Source organism: uncultured Nitrosomonas sp., from assembly GCF_902826915.1.
In the GTDB taxonomy this organism is placed as follows: domain Bacteria; phylum Pseudomonadota; class Gammaproteobacteria; order Burkholderiales; family Nitrosomonadaceae; genus Nitrosomonas.
The window spans coordinates 1-2055 of the sequence record NZ_CADEGP010000132.1 but is presented as its reverse complement, the minus strand read 5'-3'; the positions used below and the strand labels follow the sequence as shown (position 1 = coordinate 2055).

The window sequence follows — 2055 nt, the reverse complement described above, 5'->3', positions numbered from 1 at the left end:
CTAATTTGCTTGTTGCTTAAACCGATGGACTCCATTTTTGACAGCACACATCAGAATATAATTCTCTGGATAATATCCATATTGAACTAACCAATGATAGATTTTAGACTTATTGAGCTGTTTAGCTAAATTTATCGTAGTTTCACGATGTAGCTTTACTGGATTCGGGAGCACTCGATATATTTATCACATTTAATTAATGATTCTATCATTTATAAAAATCTTTCATGCTTTTGAGATTAACAACAACGAATTGTTATTAATGACTGACTTACGCTTTGTAATTAATCAATATATAAACGACACATAGTTATAAAGATTATGGCAATACTGGTTAGTTAAGATCAGTACTCTATCACAGAATCTAAAGCTGTTGCTTTGATTTAATCGTGGCACAATTACGAAAAGCGGTGTTTGCCAAATTCATGTCAAAACTTATGAAATCAGTCACTGAAATTAATCTTATTGTTGCGCTGGCAGCGCCTTAATTTTCCCTCGTATTTCTTCTTTACACTTTACCCCTTACCCCTTCGAGCCAGCGATAAACCTGCCTAGAACTTTTATCGAGCGCATGTGCTAGCTTGGAAACAGTCCACCCCTGCGCGATCAGCACTTTTAGATCATCAGCAGCAGAACTAACTTTCTGAGTTAATTGGATAAAATCATCGGGAGTAGATACATTTCGTTGTCGTAAAATACGTTGAAACAATTTGGTATAACGCTCCGCCTTAGCATAACCGACTGGTTGACCTGCCATATAGTTACTCAATGTTTTATCACTGATACAAAACTCCTTACAAATTTGTTGCCGTGATAAACCCAGTTGTAACAACGTTTTCAGAGGCCGATCTAACCAAGTTGTCAAACCTTCAGGAGGCTCAATATTAAAAATTTGAGGCCCCCTCTCACCTATTAACGTGATGCCGTTTGATTCTCCATCCTCAATAGAACTATAAAGCGTTTGGGTTTCTTTTCCACAATAAGCAAGATTTTCAACAACTACCGGCTGCTTGTGAAGCTGGCCTATGCCATTAGGCGGATAAGCTTTATTTTCAGCATGAGCAAAGTAATGCAACACCTTTTCAGCTAAAGTAGCGGTTAGTGCCTGAGGTGTTCGCTCATGATTATCCTTGCGCGTGAGATTTGTCATAATTTCGTCAATATTAGTTGAAAACGGTGCGTAATATCCAATTTCTAATAATTCGGGCTTTACTTGAATCATTTGTCCTGTTTGCCTTATTCGCTCATTAATCATTCATTCCTCGATTCCTGGCAGTGTTACAAAGAACGAGAACGGGCGAATATCTGGAATGTCATCGACTTTCTTAAACACTTCCCAAGTGGAAACAGTTTCTTTTGAGATAGCGGGCGTATCACCCAGTAAGTTGTATATTGCCTCCTCAAGAATCATTTCAGTATCAGCTTGTAAAGGGCTTGCTTCCGCTCGGCGAATCGCCAATGTCCATAAATCATCGATCCAGCGAGCGGTGCAGATCGGATCATTATCCTTTGCATAAGGCACTGGAAGCTTGGAATGATATTCTGGTGGATTGATATAACTGCCAAGCCCGTGATTGGTGCATTTGCGAAGTCGAATGCCTTCGTGCCATTGCCCAGTATCATCTTTCCAGCGCTTGTTATACAAGGCATAACGCTTGCTGGATACTGCCAAAACATACAAAGGTTCAAGTTCATCATCGACATAATTAACGTCTTCAATTTTTAGCAGTGGAATGCCTTTTTTATAAGGAGATAAACGATTAACAACATCAGTTATTTCATGAATATGTTGATTAAACACATCTGTATCCATGCCTTCCGGTTTCACAAATACCATTGAATCCGTATCGCCTAATGCGTGAAGGATACCCCGATCTTTTCCTAAGCGTTCGATCAAGGCAAACAATAGTCTTCCGCCGCCCGTAATGAAACTTGCAACTTCACCGGCATACTGTTTTCCAGGCGTTTCAAATTGCTTAGTTTTACACGGACGGGATAACCCTGAGCTATAGTCAAATCTGGTGTATGAGAATCAAGCGACCTGCTGTTTTTGAT

General features: G+C 39.6%; 2 protein-coding genes. Both read right to left on the bottom strand.

Translation table 11 applies throughout. The features are described from left to right. Positions 1–508: 508 nt before the first annotated feature. Positions 509–1255, bottom strand: a complete 747-nt coding sequence (locus QZV86_RS13705; RefSeq protein WP_295629291.1) for a helix-turn-helix domain-containing protein — start codon at positions 1253–1255, stop codon at positions 509–511. Further along, the gene (locus tag QZV86_RS13700) at positions 1256–1906 is read right to left on the bottom strand and encodes a hypothetical protein (protein WP_295629288.1); all 651 of its coding nucleotides are present in this window, start codon (positions 1904–1906) and stop codon (positions 1256–1258) included. Positions 1907–2055: the final 149 nt, after the last annotated feature.